Below are 18303 nucleotides of genomic sequence, written 5' to 3'. Positions count from 1 at the left end.
TCATACTAGGTGGCCAAATTTACTGTACCACTACATGCCTATTTATATTGTGATAACTGTAACCTAAACCTATAAACGGCCACAATATTGACGTATTTTAACGACCCTAATGGCGCCTATTTACTTATGAGGTGAGTGACATCACCTCATACTAGGTGGCCAAATTTACTGTACCACTACATGCCTATTTATATTGTGATAACTGTAACCTAAACCTATAAACAGCCACAATATTGACGTATTTTAACGCTAAAGCCCCGTTTTTTACTGGGCTTTCTATGCCTTAAAATCGTATACTCTTGGCATGGATTTTCTTTGCCGAATGAATTATGACTAAACGCTCAATCTATGTCGCCTATACAGGCGGCACCATAGGAATGGAAAAAACAGCAAACGGATTTGCCCCTGTTGCAGGCTTTTTAACTCAATGTGTGAAAGCCATGCCAGAATTTTATCATGCAGAAATGCCTGATTTTGTCATTAATGAATACCATCCTTTGATTGATTCTTCCGATATGGCTCCAACAGATTGGCAGCTGATCGCCAATGACATTAAAGCTAACTATGACAAATACGATGGCTTTGTCATTTTACATGGCACAGATACCATGGCCTTTACCGCCTCCGCCCTGTCTTTCATGCTACAAGGCTTATCCAAACCTGTCATCGTCACAGGCTCACAAATTCCATTAGCGCAGCTGAGATCCGATGGGCAAACCAACTTACTGAATGCCTTATATATTGCTGCTAATTATCCTATCGCTGAAGTCAGTTTATTTTTTAATAACCGTTTATTTCGCGGTAATCGCACCACCAAAGCCCATGCAGATGGCTTTAATGCCTTCGCGTCACCCAATTTTCCTATGTTACTGGAAGCTGGCATCAAAATTCGGCTACACGCGGGAAAAATAGGTAAACCTGAACCCGCGCCAGTATTAAGCTTAGCCAATATCAGTCCACAGCCTATTGGTGTCGTCACCTTGTATCCGGGGATTTCAACAGATATTTTTAATAATGTCTTACAGCAACCCGTTAAGGCCCTTATTTTATTGACATTTGGCGTCGGCAATGCACCTCAAACACCTGCGCTTTTAGCCACATTAAAAGCCGCTCATGAGCGAGGCGTCATTTTAGTAAATCTCACACAATGTATGCAAGGCAAAGTCAATATGGGAGGGTATGCAACAGGCAATGCCTTAGCAGAAGCCGGTGTGATAAGTGGCGGTGATATGACCACAGAAGCTGCCTTAGCCAAATTACACTATTTACTGTCGACAGATATGACACCCGATGACATTCGTCAAGCTATGCTTGAAAACTTAGTGGGTGAACTCAGCACAGATCAGCACTAAGCTAAGACTGGAATAAATAAGAGAGCACTAAAATAAAAGTGCACTGGAATAAGAGTGAAATAAAAAGCAACAATGTCTGATACGTCGTTGCTTTTCATCAGTCTTAATCAAAGGTTATAGATCGTCATTCTTAAAAGCTGCAATACTCTCACCTTTAAAATCTGCAGCATCATCATTCACTTGCGCTTGAAATTGCTTTTTCAATTGGGCTTTGGATAATTCATTAATCTGCCCTCGCTGACCAATGGTAAAATGATCCGTTTGCTGTAGCTTTTTTGCTTGATAAAGCATCACTACTTGCTGAGTCGATGCTCTTTGTTCATCCGTCAACACACTGCCATCTTCCCACTTGCCAAGCTCTACGGCACTCACAAGACGCTCATACACTGCTTGAGGCATCTGCTGGATCATTTCATTGATATCTTTCATACACTTTTCCGCTTATGTAACACAATTCGAATACGGCAGATCAAATAGCCGATAAAACCAAAAACAAAACACGCGCCAGCCACATACGCTCTCGCTCCGGTGGCCACCTCACCTCCCCAAAAACCCAGCGCGACACCAAAAATGAATAGACTCATGGAAAACAATGATTGATTCAATAATTGATTGGATTTTTTGATATGGCGAATACGTCTATGGGACTCGTTATCATCGGATAATGACGCATGGCAGTTCGAACACTCACTGGCCTTACTGGAAATACGTTTATGACAACTTGGGCAAGCAACTAATGCCATAATTTCACCTCTATGATCACTTTCCCCATGGACAAGATTATTACAGGGGAAAGTCTCATTATACCTAACTTTTACGAATTGTTTAACACAGCATTCATGGCCACCAAAGACGCCTCACCCAATAACATACTTCGCTCTGGAGACCAAGCTTGTGTCGGCTCAGGTAAAGCATCATTATCTTTAAATGGCATTTCTAAGGTGTAAGATAAACAGCCAAACTCTTGAGCAACCCAATTGGAAGCTACCGTTAAATTGGCTTGTCCTGGTTCATCTTTATCATAACCAAATTGCGTTTGAAAATCGGGACTCGCTAAGCGTAAAGCTTGCTCAAAAGTATTTTGTAAAGTCGCCATGGCGCCATCAAAATGCGGTACCCCCTCACTGCCAGCTAAAAAGACATAAGGCAAACCTTCATCACCATGGACATCATAAAAAAGATCGACACCCGTTTGACGCATTTTATTGATCACATGAAATACTTCAGGGCTTTTCTCAAGAGAAGGCGACAACCATTCACGGTTTAGGTTCACGCCCAATGCATTAGTGCGTAAATGCCCCCTCACCCCCCCATCTGGATTCATGTTAGGCACAATATAAAAATTGGCTTTAGCAAGTAGTGCACGTGAAACGGGATTATCGGTATCAAGTAACTGTGACATTAACCCTTCAACCAACCACTGGGCCATCGTTTCGCCTGGATGCTGACGCGCGGTGATCCACACATTCGCTTTCGCCTCATCACCATCGCCTATTTTCACCAAACTCAAATCACGCTTATCTAAGGTTAAGCCTAAGTGTTCTAGCGTCACCATTGGGTGCACTTGGCATTTGGCTAACACATCTTGATGACGTTCATAACTATAAGGCGCAAAATAAGCAATTTGAATCGAGTCACAATCCAACTCAAGGTCAATGATTAATCGTCCATTCTCATAACGTGTTGGCAACCTGAACCAATGCTCTCTATCATAGGAAGCAGCCGCTTGATAATTCTCCCACCCCTCGGGATATGAAGCCTCATGAGCATTGATAATATGTAATTGATAATGTACACCGATTGTGCCATCAAGTTTAAAATTAAACCATTGAAAAAATGCATTTCCCTCATCGGGGCGAATGGCAAGTTCGATATTATCTGGCGAAAGAGCATTAATAACCTCGATGTTTCCGCCATCAAAATTGGCACTGATCCTCATAAAGACTTCCTTGAAATACAGGCTTTGAACAAAACAAAAACCCGATTAATTAAATAAAGTGCTCATAGGATAAACCAAACCAAGCTTAAAACAAAAATGTGTTTTAAGAAAAACAATAGCCTTGGCCGCGAACGGTATTGATTAATGTGCGAGGTAAATGGGTTTCAACCAATTTTCTTCGAGTATTACTAATATGCATGTCTAAATTGCGATCGAATTTACCTAAGTCTTTTTTGAGTATGTTACGTTGCAATTCTTGCTTAGTGATGACTTGGCCTTGTCTGTCAAATAAGTATTTAAAGAGTTTAAATTCTGTTTGTGTCAAATAAACTTTTTTACCATCCATCGATACACAAAAAGCAATATCATCAAAATCAAATTCGGTAATATTTAATGCTGAAGAAGTCATATTCTGGGCATTTTTAACATTTTCTTGCGATTGATTCATACACAACCCACTCCTATACAATCAATAATAGTAACGAGCAGCAGAGCGTTATTGCTTATTTCACTATTATTCAATTTACGTCAGTACCAATAGATGTCAATGTGACTCACTTTATTTTTATTTCAATTTATTCTTGCTTTCTTTACAATAAATAATGACCAAGAATACAAACAAGCTACTAATATGATTAACAAATTAATACTAACGTTTCAAAGCTTAACCCTTCTTGAATGAATTCACTATCAAAGAGTCATCATAAGTAATAGCCAGTCACATTGATAAGAAGTTGATACAGTCAATGTCACCACATTCACAAGAAATGAATAAAAAAAAGCTCACTATTGAAAATAATTTTTTAAAGTTTCACACGCTAAAAAATCACTGCCTGCTAAATACAAAAAAAAGCACAAATATAAATCAAAAAAACCTAAGGTTCACAACCAATATATTTAACATTGTTATTATCGCTATTTTATGACACTCACTTAAATCCTCTAAATAACACATCTTTACACTTAAACTAGATATACTCTTTATTTTTCCTTTACTCAAGTATTTTATCCTCTAAACCCCTTTAACATCGCGGCATTGACTCGAAGAATGGTTAACAAAAAGTGACTTTCATTGCGTTGACTCATTAAAATGTGTTTGTTTTTACGGCATATCCCGCCCTTTAAACTGCCCACTTACTGTTTCAATAATCGAATATCACTCAAAATAGAAACCAATAATACTATATATATCAATACTATCTAATGTTTCCAAAAAGAGTGTCCCATTATCAATACCCATTTTTATTTTTCTTCACTGCCGTCAACAAAAGTTAAGAGTAAAAACTCTAAATAACGATACAAAACGATACACTATTATCAGGTATCATCAAGCCATTTTGCTTGTGTCTTCTGTATAAAAAACGCACTCCTTATAGAGTGCGCCCTTTGTCGTTAGCTATTAGTCACCATACTCAATCAATTTCATTTTGATGTTCAAGTAACATTAACTTGCGAATATCACTCACTGGCGCACTACCATAACTTAAAAACGCTTCATGAAAGGCTTTTAAATCAAATAAGGTTTCATCAAGGGTTTTTATTTCTTCTCTTAAGTCATAGATGCCTCTGTAACCGGCATAATAGCTCGTCAATTGTACTTGACTTAAAGTCGCTCTACGCCATTTACCTCTTGCCTCTGCGATCTGTTGAAACGCCTCTTTCGTCATCAATGCAATCGCTTCATCTTCCGTCATTCCTTGCACTTGAATACTGTAATCCAGTAACGTGTTACAAATCACTCTTAAATGCCATTTATAATACATGAGCCACATTTCTGGCTCAAAATCACCATAGCCTTGTTCTAACATCATACGCTCAGCATACACAGCCCAACCTTCTATCATGGCACCATTTCCAAATAAACTCTTCACGAGACTCGGTGATTCGTTGGCATAAACAAGTTGCGTATAATGGCCAGGAATCGCCTCATGAATATTTAAGATCTGTAAAATCCAATGATTATATTCCCGTAAATAACTCTCGGCAGACGCCTCACTCATACTATCGAGGGGAGTGACATTGTAATAAGTATTCGCTGATTTATCATAAGGACCGGGTGCACTCACCGATGCGCCTGCAAATCCTCTCATATACTTAGGCGTTTCTCTCACAATTAATGGCTTGTTAGGATCAAGGTTAATCAAATTTTTATCATTGACAAACTGCACTAACTCTGGAATTTGCTGGCGAATATCACTGACAAAATCATCTCGTTTAACATGACGCATGGAGAGTTTATCAATCATGAGCGCAATGGCCGTCTTATCATCACCAGGCTTGGGGCCTGAAAAATACTTTGGCCATAACTGGGTCGTTAAACTAGCCATTTCAGCTTGAACTCTCGCTTTATCGGCCAAGGCTTTCTCATAGAGCTGTTTCGCCGTCATACCCGCTTTAATATCAAAAGCAAATTTTTGCTCATATAAGGTTTCGCCAATACGAAAATCACGCGCTCCCTTTGCCGCTAATTGCTTCTCAAGTGATTTGAGCCAACTGATATGTTGTTTTATGGCCTGCACACCTTGAGACAATCTCACTGTAAATTGCTGTTTTTGTCTTTCCGTTAATCCTGCTCCCATGGCAGTCTCTAATAATGTCGGCGATAACACCGATAAAGCGCCTTCATTTTGCAAAATCGCCAGCTGAGTATGCTCCAGTGTCGGAGACGCAATACTCTGCCTCGCTGCAGCATAATAGTCGGGAATATAAGCTAAACGAGACAGCACAGATAATAATCTGTCATCTAATGGCGCAAAGTCACCATTGATTAAGAGTGCAAACCCTTCAGCCACATTATATTGACTCGGATCCCACTGCCATGATTTAAAAGTTTCTTGCTCCCATTTCATTTTCGCAAGCAAGTTATCTATGATACGGTGATCAATACGTGCATTAGGCGTCAGGCTGTTAGGATCGATTCTTGCTAATGATTGCTGCTGACGAGCAATAAAATTAAGTGTTTGCTGCCTTTGCGCCCCATTGGGAATATTGAGCCGTCCATCATAATCATGAAAACCTTTATAGAGTGCCCATGTTGGAAATGTCTGCCAAAGCTCATCAATGAATTGTGCTGAAAATTGCGTAAACGCCTTATCTTGCTCAATGGTTTCTACCACAGGTAAGGTTGCTTGCTCTTGTGTTTGACACCCTGTCAATCCTGTTAGCGACAACATAGCCACTAAAGATAAAGCCGTTTTTTTCATTAATATGATCCATTTAGGTTAAATAAGTCATGAATATTAACCAAAATAGATCATATTAAGCAATTAACTTATACCCATTAACTCAGAATTAACCCAATTAAGTACCTGACTAAAAGGATACTTTTCCAATGAAGCAAACGCACTCGTTGACTTGAGTTTATGCTTGGTAAAAATAGGCGTGGTTAACCCACATAAGTAACGACTCAATAAAACAGCCGAACTTTGTTCAGCTAAACGCGTGCGAGCATCAAAGGTTAAAGTGTTAAAATCATAACCTTGAAGATTGGGTAAATCAGGTAAACTCGGCAATTGCGCAATCTCGCCATGGCAAACGCTGCAATGTTGACAGGCCTGATGTAAATGAGGATCGGAAAAATACTCGGCTAGCTGTAAATTGAGGCACCTTTCACCGCAAAAGAAGGCGACTAATTCATGAATACGGGCCACTTCATTTTGTTCTTTCAATTGAAATTTATCATACAATCGAGCAGCTAACACATCAGGGGCAAGATCAAAGGCATTCACTTGATACACTTGCGTCATCTGTTTCGTTTGCAGTTCTATCATGCCTTTATTATCCATATAATCAAGCGCCGTGAGCACCCTATCGCGCTCACAAGCATAAACCTTTTGCAGTGCTTCCAAGTCAAGTGTGTACCAAAGTTTCGCCTGTTTGGACGTATTGATAATGGCATTAACAAATGCTAACCGCTCACCTTTAAAGCTGGCCTCAAGCTGAATGGATGTCGCGACTAATTTATATTTATATTCAGCAAAATAACTGTAAAGTGGCGATATTACTCCTTCTATTTCTAAATACACTAACAAGGTTTTAAGACTCAATGGCCTAATATTGATCCGTGTAGAGAGTCGATTTAGCATCATTTCCCATTGACCATTCACTAAACTGGTTTGCTGCATTTCATTTAACAAGGCCATTATCGCCGACTGCTCAGGCGTATCCCCATAAACAAAATTTTCCAATGTTGTTAAATTCTCACCACTTGCGAGCACCAGACATTCAGCCGTTTGCCCATCTCGGCCGGCACGGCCAATTTCTTGCGCATAATTTTCAATGGATTTAGGTAAATCATAATGCACAACAAAACGAATATTACTTTTATCGACTCCCATTCCAAAAGCTATCGTCGCAACAATAATGGGAGCATGCCCCGACATAAAGTCCGATTGAATTTGCTCTCGAACAGCAGAGTCTAAACCAGCATGATAGGCGACCGCATTCACTCCCTTAGCATTTAACTGCCGAGCAAGCTGCTCAGCGGTGTGCTGCAGTGTGACATAAACAATCCCTGATTGCCCGTCACGTAAAGATAACCATAGGTGCAAATAGTTTAACTTCTCACAGGCTGCAATCCCCTTCACGGATAAGATTAAGTTGCTTCTATATGTTCCTGTTAAAAAAATATTTTCGAGTGCAATGCCAAATTTATTCCCCATATCTGCCACCACTTTTTCCGTTGCTGTTGCCGTCAACAGTAAGGTTTGTGGGATCCTCAAACTTTGCCGATATTGGGGTAACTTCAAATAATCCGGTCTAAAATTATGCCCCCATTCAGAAATACAATGGGCTTCATCCACCACTAATAATGAAATCGCCACTTTGCTAATAAATTGTCGAAAACGTTCATTATTGAGCCTTTCCACCGAAATCATCAATATTTTAATGTTCTGCCTTTGCACTTCAGCCATAATTTTCGCCACTTGTTCTTTGCTTTGTGTCGAATCAATACTGACTGCTGGAATGCCTTTTGCGTTTAAAAAGGCTAATTGATCTTGCATCAATGCTAATAAAGGCGACACGACTAAGGTCAAATGAGGTAAGCACATTGCTGAGAGTTGATAGCATAAAGACTTCCCCGATCCTGTCGGAAAAATAGCAGCTGCGCTATTACCATCAACCACAGCTTGAATCACCTCTTTTTGCCCTTCACGAAAGGCATTAAATCCAAAGTAAGTGAATAACGCCTGTTCAATATTAACCCTGTTATGCATTTGACTCCCTAATAATCATAAAATCACTCTCCATTGAGCATATCACTTAACGGCGCAACACCTTTCTTAAATCACTGATATTGGATAAAGGGGAATGAAAATGCGCGCCAGTTAACACTTTTCCTATTTTTAACCCATATTGAGCTGCACTTTTAATGCAGATCCCATGACACTGTGTTATTATTTTATTGGTTAATTGGTCTTACCAATTTTTTATGCATCTCATTTCAATGACGGCTGAAACGTCAATATAGATGAGGTAGCAGGTTATATTTTGTCATCTTTCTGTAGCATCCATTTCTCTAATAGCATAGGGGATCTGTCAACACTTGATGACGTTTATGGCAAAGGGGAAACATCATGGCTCAAGATAAATCAGCAACTCACACTCATTTTCAATCTGATGCATGGCAAGGCTTTCATTCGGGTCCATGGCAATCAAGTGTTGATGTTCGCGACTTTATTCAATCTCATTACACGCCCTATGAAGGTGATCATCACTTTTTAGCGCCAGCAACCTCAGCGACTCAAGCCTTATGGGAACAAGTCATGGTGGGCATTAAACAAGAAAATCAAACTCATGCTCCAGTAGACTTTGATACGGACACAGTATCGACCATCACCTCCCATCAAGCAGGCTATATTGACAAAAATTTAGAAACCATTGTAGGTTTACAAACAGACAAACCGCTAAAACGTGCCATTTTACCCAATGGCGGCATACGTATGGTAGAAAGTGCCTTTGCCGCTTACGGTAAAACCCTCGATCCCAAACTTAAATACCAATATTCAGCCCTAAGAAAAACCCATAATCAAGGCGTATTCGATGTCTATACCCCCGATATTCTACGGTGTCGTAAATCAGGTATTTTAACTGGATTACCCGATGCCTACGGACGAGGTCGCATCATTGGTGATTACAGGCGAATCGCACTTTATGGTGTCGATCGATTAATTGAAGATAAACAAGCGCAATTTCTCAGTTTACAACCTGTACTCGAAGAAGGCGCAAAGCTCGCCGACACATTGCAATTACGGGAAGAAATTAGCGAACAACTTCACGCACTCACTCAAATAAAGCAGATGGCCGCCAGCTACGGTTTTGATATCAGCCAAGCTGCAAACACGGCTAAAGAAGCCATTCAATGGACATATTTTGGCTACCTTGCCGCGGTTAAGAGCCAAAATGGCGCAGCTATGTCACTGGGGCGTACCGCCAGTTTTCTGGATATTTATATCGAACGTGACTTAGCCCGTGGTAAGATCACTGAAATCGAAGCACAAGAAATGATCGATCATATGGTCATGAAACTGCGAATGGTGCGTTTTTTACGAACACCGGATTACGATGAGCTTTTCTCTGGCGACCCTATTTGGGCGACCGAATCCATTGGCGGCATGGGACTGGATGGTCGTACATTAGTCACTAAAACCAGCTTTCGATTTTTACACACCCTATACAATATGGGTCCCAGTCCTGAGCCGAATATCACTGTCTTATGGTCTGATAAACTCCCCTCAGCCTTTAAAGCCTATTGCGCTAAGGTGTCTATTGATACTAGCGCGATACAATATGAAAATGATGACTTAATGCGTAATGATTTTCAATCAGATGATTACGCAATCGCTTGCTGCGTCAGCCCTATGGTATTAGGTAAGCACATGCAATTTTTTGGTGCTCGCGCAAATCTTGCCAAAACGTTACTTTACGCCATCAATGGTGGCGTTGATGAAAAGTCACTGCTACAAGTCGGCCCAAAATTCGAGCCTATTACCAGTGAAGTACTTGATTATAGTGAGGTCATTGCAAAACTGGATGACATGATGGAATGGCTAGCCACTCAATATGTCACTGCCCTCAATAGTATTCATTATATGCATGATAAATATGCCTATGAAGCAGCGCTCATGGCGCTACATGATCGCGATGTGCGCCGTACTATGGCCTGTGGTATTGCTGGTTTATCCATTACTGCCGATGCCTTATCCGCCATTAAATATGCCAAAGTCAAACCCATTAGAAATGAGCAAGGCATTGCAATAGACTTTACGATTGAAGGTGATTTTCCTAAGTTTGGTAATAACGATACTCGCGTCGATGATATCGCTTGCGAACTCGTACGCCGTTTTATGGATAAAATTCGTCATAAACCCATGTACCGTAATGCGATCCCTACGCAATCTATTTTAACCATCACGTCCAATGTTGTATACGGCAAAAAAACAGGCAACACGCCCGATGGCCGTAGAGCCGGTATGCCCTTTGCACCTGGTGCCAATCCCATGCATGGACGGGATGAAGCAGGCGCCCTTGCCTCACTGACTTCGGTCTCAAAGTTACCTTTCGCCCACGCACAAGACGGTATTTCTTATACCTTCTCTATTGTGCCAAATGCATTAGGCAAAGATGAGGGGGCTCGGAAGGCTAATTTGGCCGCATTACTCGATGGCTATTTTTCCCATGATAATAAACGTGAAGGTGGTCAGCATCTCAATGTCAATGTCATGGATAAAGCCATGTTAGAAGATGCCATAGCACACCCAGATAAATACCCTCAACTCACTATTAGAGTCTCGGGCTATGCAGTGCGGTTTAATGCGCTCACTCCAGAGCAGCAGCAAGATGTCATCACTCGTACTTTTACACTAAGTATGTAAAAACACGACCAAAGTGATTGAGTCATAGGCAATAGCCTTTGGTTCAATCACGTTTAAAGGCGCACTTTTCATTATATAAGCAACTACTAACATAAATGCAGATAAGAGTCTATAAGACTAAAGAGCGCGCGAAATAAACGACAATAAAATGGATAATAGCACTGGAGGGAGTCGGCGCATTAAGCATTAAACAAGGATCTAAAATAGTAACATTGAAACATAGCTTCTTTTTTAGACATTATTCGCTATTATCACCCAAAAACCCTCGTGAAATAAAGTAGGAAATATATGTCAGTTCATGGCCGAATTCATTCGGTAGAGTCATTTGGTACTGTCGATGGCCCTGGGATCAGGTTTGTCATTTTTATGCAAGGCTGCTTAATGCGTTGCCAATATTGTCATAACAGAGACACTTGGGATCTGCATGCGGGAACTGAAGTCCATGTGGATGAACTCATGGCACAAATTGAAAGCTATCGCCCTTTTTTCGATGCCAGTCACGGTGGTGTCACCGTCAGCGGTGGCGAGGCCATATTACAAGCCCCTTTTGTCGCCGCATTATTTGAAAAATGTCAAGCAAAAGGCATACATACTTGCCTCGACACTAACGGATTTGTCCGCCATTATACGCCCGATATTCATCGACTATTAACCCATACCGATCTGGTTCTGCTTGATATCAAACACATGTTCGATGACAAGCACATTGAATTAACCCAAGTGAGCAATCACCACACACTCGAGTTTGCCAGGTATTTACAGAAAATTCAGCAAAGAACTTGGATTCGATACGTCATCGTTGAAGGCTTTACCTATGACATACTGGCTGCCGAGTCACTGGCCGATTTTATCGCACCGATGAGCAATATCGAAAAAATTGAATTATTGCCTTACCACCCACTGGGTAAACACAAATGGGCATCCTTAGGTGTAACTTATCAACTTGACGATATCACTCCCCCCAGTGAAGCCATCATGAAAAAAATCAAAACCGTGTTTACCCAAAGGGGGATCCATGCCGTGTAATAAACTGCACCATAATAAGGCCATTAATCATCGCCCTAGAGCTCTTCCCAATAACTGGCATCAAGACGTTCAAAGGCTGCTTTTAAAATCATCGCCATATCAAAATAGCAAGCTTTGGCCCCTAATGGCTGACAATACACTCCCATATTAGTGAGTTTTGTCGACAGAGTGTTACCCCACTCTAACAAAGAAAGGGGAAGAGGATGACGGGAACGCCAACCTAACCAAAGCAGACCCTGAAGGGGAATGCTGATAAAGAAAATCGCGATAGTAAACGCTTGAGGAAGAAATGCAATACCGTGGAAATATAACTGACTCATTGCTGCCACCACAGCCAATATTGGCATCAAAGGGATAGCAATGTTCATCGCTCGAATCACTCGGTATTCAGGAAAATAAAAACTCAATTGTCTGACCATAGGCCAAGTCTTCATATAACGTCGACCATAACTTAAGGTCTTAAATACTTTAATACTCAAAAAGGCACCTAACTACACACAGAACTGTCTTTAATGTTAGCACAGGCTAATAATGACTCCCAAGCAAATCATCGGGAGACACCTTAGCCTTTAACCTATTTTCGAGGCCTCATCCTTAAAGGGTGAGAAGTCATTATACTATGTGAACCTGAGTTCACGAATATTGCGTAAGGTTTAACCATGTCAAACAAACTCGTATTGGTGCTCAATTGTGGTAGCTCCTCTCTTAAATTTGCCATTATTGACGCCAGTAACGGCGACGAAAAAATTTCAGGTCTGGCTGAATGCTTCGGTCTGGAAGATGCAAGAATAAAATGGAAAATAGCAGGCGAAAAACAAGATGCAAGCTTAGGTGCCATGAGCGCCCATAAAGAAGCCATTGATTATATTGTGAATAACATTCTTAAACAACACCCAGCGCTTGCAAAGCAAATTCAAGCCATTGGTCATAGAGTGGTTCATGGAGGAGAGAAATTTACTCAATCTGTTCTTATCGATGACAGTGTGATTCAGGGTATCGAAGATTGCGCCAGTCTTGCTCCACTGCACAATCCTGCGCACTTAATCGGTATTCGCGCCGCCCAAGGATCTTTTCCGAATTTACCACAGGTGGCCGTATTTGATACCGCTTTTCATCAAACCATGCCTGAAAAAGCCTATATTTATGCACTTCCCTATCAGCTATATCGTGATAATGGCATTCGTCGTTATGGTATGCATGGTACAAGTCATCTCTTTGTCAGCCAAGAAGCCGCTAAAGTACTCAACAAACCCATTGATGAGACAAATATTATCTGCGCCCACCTTGGCAATGGTGCTTCAGTCACTGCCATCAAAGCAGGTCGAAGTGTTGACACTTCTATGGGACTCACGCCACTGGAAGGGCTTGTCATGGGCACACGTTGTGGCGATCTCGATCCTTCCATTATTTTCCATTTAGTCAACCGCCTAGGTTACAGCTTAGATGAAGTTCAAAAAATCTTAAATAATCAAAGTGGGCTATTAGGCATTTCAGAACTCACCAACGACTGCCGTGGTATTGAAGAAGGTTATGAAGCTGGCCATAAGGGTGCCACCTTAGCCCTTGACATTTTCTGCTACCGTTTGGCTAAGTATATCGCTTCTTATACCGTACCACTTACTCGCCTTGATGCCGTCGTCTTTACTGGTGGCATTGGCGAAAATTCTGATGTTATCCGTAAAAAAGTGCTCGATGCATTAGCCATTTTCCATTTTGATGTCGACAATGAACGTAATCAAGCTGCTCGCTTCGGTAAGCAAGGTGTGATCACCACTGACAACAGCCCAGTTGCTATGGTGATCCCCACAAATGAAGAATGGGTTATTGCGCAAGATGCTATCGCACTAACCTAAACAAGCACGTATTTTTTAAAAGCTGTCTCTATGTATCTAAACGATCACTTTATAGGGACAATATGCTCATAACCACACAGACTCATCACGATACATTCGCAATGAGTCTCACTCAATATATCGAGTCAAGAAGAGGTTTATATGTCTCGTAACATCATGCTAATCCCTGTCGGTACCAGCGTGGGTCTCACTTCCATTAGCTTGGGATTAGTTCGCGCATTAGCGCATCAGGGAATTAAAGTTCGCTTTTTCAAGCCTATCGCTCAACAACGCTTAGGTGATACCGCCCCTGAACGTTCGACAACGATTTTAAGTCAGTCGCCAACCATTAACCCTCTTGAACCTTTTACAATGGCGCATGCTGAACATTTAATTCGTTTAGATCAAACTGATGTACTGATGGAGCAAATTATTGCTCGCGCCTCTCAAGCAACAGATAACACTGAGACTATGGTCATCGAAGGCTTAGTGCAAACCCGTAACCATCCCTTTTCAAGTGATGTCAATTACGCTATTGCAAAATCCCTTGATGCCGATATTATTTTCGTTGCCACGCCCGGTACAGATACCCCTGTAGAGTTGACTAACCGTCTTGAAATTGCCCATAACGCATGGGGAGGCAATAACAATAAACGCTTGATTGGTGCGATAGTTAACAAAATTAATGCGCCTGTGGATGAAGACGGTCATACACGCCCAGATTTATCTGAAGTCTTTGACCATCAAAGTCTCAATGGTGAGTCCACTGAAGACACTTTTATTCTTCCCACAAACAGCGCCGTGCGTATACTGGGTAGTGTGCCCTATAGCTTAGATTTAGTGGCGCCTAGAGCCTCTGATCTCGCCCAACACTTAAACGCTAAAATCCTCAATGCCGGAGAAATGGATACCCGTCGATTACGTAAAGTGACTTTTTGTGCTCGCAGCTTACCTAACATGGTCACCCATATTCAAACAGATTCCTTACTGGTAACCTCTGGCGATCGCTCTGATGTTATTGTCTCAGCCTGTCTTGCCGCCATGAATGGCATTAAAATTGGTGCACTGCTACTCACTGGAAGCTATCAACCTGAGCCTGAAATCATGCAGCTCTGTGAGCAAGCCTTTGACACTGGACTCCCTGTCTTTTTGATTGACACCAATACTTGGCAGACATCCCTTAACATTCAACGATTCGATCATGAAGTGCCAGTCAATGACGCGGTGCGTATTGAGCAAGTTCAAGAATTTGTCGCCAGCCATATCGACCCAGAGTGGGTAGAAAGTGTCACCAAAAACTCTCCAAGAGAGCACAGGCTGTCTCCTCCAGCTTTCCGTTACAAGTTAACAGAGCTGGCACGTGCTGCACAAAAAACCGTCGTGTTACCAGAAGGTAGCGATCCACGTACCATCAAAGCTGCGTCTATTTGTGCCGAGCGAGGGATCGCACGTTGTGTGTTATTAGGTCAACAAGAAGAAATTCATCGCATCGCGAAACAACAAGGCGTGACATTAGGTGAAGGCGTTAAGGTAATAGAGCCCAATGCCGTTCGGGATCAATACGTCGCACCTATGGTTGAACTTCGTCGTCATAAAGGCTTAACCGAAGTCGTCGCCCGTGAGCAATTGGAAGATAACATGGTGCTAGGCACTATGATGTTAGCCCAAAATGAAGTTGATGGTATCGTTTCTGGCGCAGTGAATACCACAGCCCATACCATTCGCCCACCACTACAGCTTATCAAAACCGCACCGGGTTCAAGTTTAGTGTCTTCCATTTTCTTTATGCTAATGCCCGATCAAGTCTTAGTTTATGGCGATTGTGCCATTAATCCCGATCCTAATGCCGAGCAACTGGCTGATATTGCCATTCAATCTGCCGACTCAGCAAAAGCCTTTGGTATCGAGCCTAAAGTGGCCATGATCAGCTATTCAACGGGTCGCTCAGGTACAGGTGATGATGTGGACAAAGTACGAGAAGCCACGCGTATTGCCAAGGAAAAACGCCCAGAGCTTGTCATCGATGGTCCTTTGCAATATGACGCAGCAGTAATGCCAAACGTCGCACGCTCTAAAGCGCCAAATAGCCCAGTAGCAGGTCAAGCCACTGTGTTTGTCTTCCCCGACTTGAATACAGGAAATACCACTTATAAAGCCGTACAAAGAAGTGCCGAGCTCATCAGTATTGGCCCAATGCTACAAGGCATGAGAAAACCTGTTAATGACTTATCTCGCGGTGCCTTAGTGGATGATATTGTCTACACTATTGCTTTGACTGCAATACAAGCTTCACAAAATACATAAAGCGAATAAACACAGGGCCTCTGTACTATTTTAGCTATCTATTTAGGCTAAAATAGATAGCTAAACTAAAATACTACAGAGGCTTTTGATGTGGATAACTGATTTTAAGAAAGGAAAAAATAAACAAAAATATGACGTATTTAGAGAAAACAACAAGGCGTTAAAAAATAACCAACTTATAATAATCTTTTATATTTAATCAGTTATAATCAATAAAAAAAGTCTTCAACATACTTGTCCACAGATTTTGTGGATAACCTTTTTGATAAGATCATATAGATATGCCTCAATTGCAGAGTATTGTCAATAGATAAAAATCATCTACCGATATAATTCAATTCTGCAAAAATGAAATAATGACGATTTAAAATAATATAACACACTAATAATGAATGGTTTATTGATAATTATTCCAATAAGCAGCATACTGGCATAATAACAATTCAGTTGAACAGATAAGTTATGCGTACCACCTTAATTGCTTTTACTATGTTATATTTATTAACCGCATGTGATATTAAAGATTCATCAATATTATCAAGTTTTTCTCTTTTTTCCTCGCCCCAAGCCGAAGCAGAAGCCGTCGCTCTCGCTTTTTTTAACGCCATTTACATTCAAAAAGATCTCCAGCAAGCACAAGAATATGTCAGCCCAACATTACAATCACTGCTCAAACATTACGCGATACCGGCCAGCGCCCAAAGGCACTTATTGAATTTATCACTCACCGATGTCACCATAGAAGTGACCACAGCCAATCCAGAAATATTTAGCCAATTTGAACAAAGCCAAGTCGTGACCATTAAACTTTATGGCATAAAGAACAATCAAACTTGGATTGATGATCGCAGCGTTAAATTACGCTTCAGCGGCAACCAATGGCGCATTAGTGAAATATTACCTGAAAAAAAACGCAATAATCACGGGTATAGCTCACCTTAAAATATCTCTCACTCTTGCTTTCAAGCTTGGCAATACTTCTTCTGCAAACCAAGGGTGACGCTTAAGCCAAATATTATTTCTTGGACTCGGGTGAGGTAATGGAATGATATTTGGCCAATATTGTTTCCAATGCATGACAGCTTGAGACACTCCTCCTCTTTCTTCAGGTAAATGGTAAGCCAATGCATATTGCCCTAACACTATCGTTAACTGGATATCACTGAGGGCTTCCAATAAGTTTTTTCGCCATTTTACAGCGCATTCAGGCAAGGGCGGAAGGTCGCCGGTTTTTCCCCTTCCAGGATAACAAAATCCCATAGGTAAAATAGCAAATTGCCCTTCATCATAAAATTCGACCTTAGACACGCCCAACCAAGTTCGTAACCTCTCTCCACTGACATCATCAAAAGGAACGCCCTTATCATGTGCCTGCTTGCCTGGTGCTTGGCCTGCAATTAAAATTTTAGCGCCTGAAGCCAGCTGTATAATCGGCTTTGGGCCTAAAGGTAGAGAAGCGGTACATAAATCGCATTGCTTCACATTTTCTATTAAAGCCAACACTGGCTCCATACGCTTTCATTCCTTTAAGTCACTTTTCAAGATCCATTATATCATTGAGTCCAGTCAATCCGCGTAAAGCCGAAAAAAAGAGACGCTAAAAAACGCTTGTCAGAGAAATCATTAAAATGAGGGATAATACCATCAGGAAAGATAGTGGGACTATCCCATTGACTTTTAATAAAAAGTTTATTGAAAAATTACTTCATATTAGTGAATAGCTTTTTCCTTTTCACCAGAAAAGGAAGAAAACAAGGTCGTCATTTTTGCCATGTCAATATGATCACAACCAAGTAAAAGATGATCATGGGCTATGATATCAGTATCAAGATGTTCAGCTAAATCTGTCACACCATAAGCGGAGAAAGATATAATCAACAATAAAATAATATCCACCCTACTCATGTTCCCCCCGCACTCACAATTAATTGATTTACCTCATCATATACAAAAGTTGTAAAAATATAAGCCATTAT

Annotated in this window: 14 protein-coding genes and 1 pseudogene; 6 read left to right on the top strand and 9 right to left on the bottom strand. The window is 41.1% G+C overall.

Annotated elements, in window-relative coordinates; translation table 11 throughout:
• Positions 1-329: 329 nt before the first annotated feature.
• Positions 330-1352, top strand: coding sequence for an asparaginase (gene ansA, locus Q0791_RS00990; protein ID WP_299001927.1), 1023 nt, complete (start codon positions 330-332; stop codon positions 1350-1352).
• 114 nt (positions 1353-1466) lie between these two features.
• Here the strand turns inward: ansA and Q0791_RS00985 are convergent, their stop codons facing one another.
• The 6 genes and pseudogenes from Q0791_RS00985 to Q0791_RS00960 all read right to left on the bottom strand — a co-directional run bounded on the left by Q0791_RS00985 (position 1467) and on the right by Q0791_RS00960 (position 8507).
• Positions 1467-1781: a DUF1315 family protein gene (locus Q0791_RS00985; protein WP_299001926.1), complete on the bottom strand. Its 315-nt coding sequence runs from the start codon at positions 1779-1781 to the stop codon at positions 1467-1469.
• Complete coding sequence (locus Q0791_RS00980; RefSeq protein WP_299001925.1) at positions 1778-2095, bottom strand: zinc ribbon domain-containing protein; 318 nt, start codon at positions 2093-2095, stop codon at positions 1778-1780. Before Q0791_RS00980 ends, Q0791_RS00985 begins: the two co-directional genes overlap by 4 nt.
• A 71-nt stretch (positions 2096-2166) precedes the next feature.
• Complete coding sequence (locus Q0791_RS00975) at positions 2167-3291, bottom strand: M14-type cytosolic carboxypeptidase (RefSeq protein WP_299001924.1); 1125 nt, start codon at positions 3289-3291, stop codon at positions 2167-2169.
• A 103-nt stretch (positions 3292-3394) separates the two neighbouring features.
• Positions 3395-3667 (bottom strand): annotated as a pseudogene (locus Q0791_RS00970) (winged helix-turn-helix domain-containing protein); the annotation flags it as partial.
• Positions 3668-4703: 1036 nt separating this feature from the next.
• A complete protein-coding gene (locus tag Q0791_RS00965; RefSeq protein WP_299001923.1) occupies positions 4704-6494 on the bottom strand; it encodes a DUF885 domain-containing protein in 1791 nt (596 codons plus the stop codon).
• 63 nt (positions 6495-6557) lie between these two features.
• On the bottom strand, positions 6558-8507 hold the full coding sequence (locus Q0791_RS00960; protein ID WP_299001921.1) for an ATP-dependent DNA helicase RecQ: 1950 nt from the start codon (positions 8505-8507) through the stop codon (positions 6558-6560).
• Positions 8508-8867: 360 nt separating this feature from the next.
• Between Q0791_RS00960 and pflB the strand changes: the two genes are divergently transcribed.
• Both pflB and pflA read left to right on the top strand, forming a co-directional pair.
• Entirely contained in the window at positions 8868-11165 is a 2298-nt protein-coding gene (gene pflB, locus Q0791_RS00955; protein ID WP_299001920.1) for a formate C-acetyltransferase, read from the top strand.
• A 288-nt stretch (positions 11166-11453) separates the two neighbouring features.
• A complete protein-coding gene (pflA, locus tag Q0791_RS00950; protein ID WP_299001919.1) occupies positions 11454-12191 on the top strand; it encodes a pyruvate formate lyase 1-activating protein in 738 nt (245 codons plus the stop codon).
• Positions 12192-12226: 35 nt separating this feature from the next.
• Here the strand turns inward: pflA and yfbV are convergent, their stop codons facing one another.
• Entirely contained in the window at positions 12227-12670 is a 444-nt protein-coding gene (gene yfbV, locus Q0791_RS00945) for a terminus macrodomain insulation protein YfbV (RefSeq protein ID WP_299001917.1), read from the bottom strand.
• A gap of 180 nt (positions 12671-12850) precedes the next feature.
• On the opposite strand from yfbV, the gene Q0791_RS00940 reads away from it, so the two are divergent.
• The 3 genes from Q0791_RS00940 to Q0791_RS00930 all read left to right on the top strand — a co-directional run bounded on the left by Q0791_RS00940 (position 12851) and on the right by Q0791_RS00930 (position 17269).
• Positions 12851-14044, top strand: a complete 1194-nt coding sequence (locus Q0791_RS00940; protein ID WP_299001915.1) for an acetate kinase — start codon at positions 12851-12853, stop codon at positions 14042-14044.
• 141 nt (positions 14045-14185) lie between these two features.
• Positions 14186-16327: a phosphate acetyltransferase gene (pta, locus tag Q0791_RS00935; protein ID WP_299001914.1), complete on the top strand. Its 2142-nt coding sequence runs from the start codon at positions 14186-14188 to the stop codon at positions 16325-16327.
• 462 nt (positions 16328-16789) lie between these two features.
• Positions 16790-17269, top strand: coding sequence for a hypothetical protein (locus Q0791_RS00930; protein ID WP_299001913.1), 480 nt, complete (start codon positions 16790-16792; stop codon positions 17267-17269).
• Here Q0791_RS00930 and Q0791_RS00925 read toward each other — a convergent pair.
• Together Q0791_RS00925 and Q0791_RS00920 are read right to left on the bottom strand one after the other, a co-directional pair.
• On the bottom strand, positions 17261-17839 hold the full coding sequence (locus Q0791_RS00925; protein ID WP_299001911.1) for a uracil-DNA glycosylase family protein: 579 nt from the start codon (positions 17837-17839) through the stop codon (positions 17261-17263). The two genes, Q0791_RS00930 and Q0791_RS00925, sit on opposite strands and share 9 nt — an antisense overlap.
• A gap of 198 nt (positions 17840-18037) precedes the next feature.
• Positions 18038-18232 (bottom strand): hypothetical protein, encoded by a 195-nt coding sequence (locus Q0791_RS00920; RefSeq protein ID WP_299001909.1) that lies wholly within the window; start codon positions 18230-18232, stop codon positions 18038-18040.
• Positions 18233-18303: the final 71 nt, after the last annotated feature.

Origin of the sequence: uncultured Shewanella sp., from assembly GCF_947495455.1 — a bacterium.
Lineage (GTDB): Bacteria > Pseudomonadota > Gammaproteobacteria > Enterobacterales > Shewanellaceae > Shewanella.
The sequence above is the reverse complement of the archived record's forward strand: the minus strand, read 5'-3'. Positions and strand labels throughout refer to the sequence as shown.

What these genes read in the sequence shown, in the direction of transcription:
- ansA (WP_299001927.1), top strand. Translation starts at nt 330, where the DNA reads ATGACTAAACGCTCAATCTATGTCGCCTATACAGGCGGCACCATAGGA.
- Q0791_RS00960 (WP_299001921.1), bottom strand. Translation starts at nt 8,507, where the DNA reads ATGCATAACAGGGTTAATATTGAACAGGCGTTATTCACTTACTTTGGA.
- Q0791_RS00920 (WP_299001909.1), bottom strand. Translation starts at nt 18,232, where the DNA reads ATGAGTAGGGTGGATATTATTTTATTGTTGATTATATCTTTCTCCGCT.
- Q0791_RS00930 (WP_299001913.1), top strand. Translation starts at nt 16,790, where the DNA reads ATGCGTACCACCTTAATTGCTTTTACTATGTTATATTTATTAACCGCA.
- Q0791_RS00980 (WP_299001925.1), bottom strand. Translation starts at nt 2,095, where the DNA reads ATGGCATTAGTTGCTTGCCCAAGTTGTCATAAACGTATTTCCAGTAAG.
- Q0791_RS00925 (WP_299001911.1), bottom strand. Translation starts at nt 17,839, where the DNA reads ATGGAGCCAGTGTTGGCTTTAATAGAAAATGTGAAGCAATGCGATTTA.
- Q0791_RS00940 (WP_299001915.1), top strand. Translation starts at nt 12,851, where the DNA reads ATGTCAAACAAACTCGTATTGGTGCTCAATTGTGGTAGCTCCTCTCTT.
- Q0791_RS00985 (WP_299001926.1), bottom strand. Translation starts at nt 1,781, where the DNA reads ATGAAAGATATCAATGAAATGATCCAGCAGATGCCTCAAGCAGTGTAT.
- Q0791_RS00965 (WP_299001923.1), bottom strand. Translation starts at nt 6,494, where the DNA reads ATGAAAAAAACGGCTTTATCTTTAGTGGCTATGTTGTCGCTAACAGGA.
- pflA (WP_299001919.1), top strand. Translation starts at nt 11,454, where the DNA reads ATGTCAGTTCATGGCCGAATTCATTCGGTAGAGTCATTTGGTACTGTC.
- Q0791_RS00975 (WP_299001924.1), bottom strand. Translation starts at nt 3,291, where the DNA reads ATGAGGATCAGTGCCAATTTTGATGGCGGAAACATCGAGGTTATTAAT.
- pflB (WP_299001920.1), top strand. Translation starts at nt 8,868, where the DNA reads ATGGCTCAAGATAAATCAGCAACTCACACTCATTTTCAATCTGATGCA.
- pta (WP_299001914.1), top strand. Translation starts at nt 14,186, where the DNA reads ATGTCTCGTAACATCATGCTAATCCCTGTCGGTACCAGCGTGGGTCTC.